This is a genomic window from Corynebacterium sp. UMB10321 (assembly GCF_030228725.1).
In the GTDB taxonomy this organism is placed as follows: domain Bacteria; phylum Actinomycetota; class Actinomycetes; order Mycobacteriales; family Mycobacteriaceae; genus Corynebacterium; species Corynebacterium pseudogenitalium.
This window is the reverse complement of the sequence record NZ_JASOZC010000079.1, coordinates 1-232: the sequence shown is the minus strand read 5'-3', so window position 1 is coordinate 232 and position 232 is coordinate 1. Positions and strand designations below refer to the sequence as shown.

The window sequence follows — 232 nt, the reverse complement described above, 5'->3', positions numbered from 1 at the left end:
AAAAATATCAGCAACGTGTTGTTTTGGAATCATTAAGGTATGCCCTTTGGTCACTTGTGTAATGTCTATAAACGCGTAGACTTTCTCGTCTTCATAGACTTTATAACTTGGGATTTCGCCGTTGATAATTTTACAAAAAATACAATCATTCATGAAAAATTCCTCTTTTCTCTAGGTTCTTTCCTTTACTTTACCACAAGTTGATTTCTCTGTGGATGAAAAAGTACGTGAG

1 protein-coding gene is annotated in these 232 nt (G+C 34.1%); it reads right to left on the bottom strand.

Annotated elements, in window-relative coordinates; genetic code table 11:
• The coding region (locus tag QP752_RS11350) for an HIT family protein (protein WP_284805557.1) at positions 1-153 on the bottom strand (153 nt) is incomplete at its 3' end.
• Positions 154-232 lie beyond the last annotated feature (79 nt).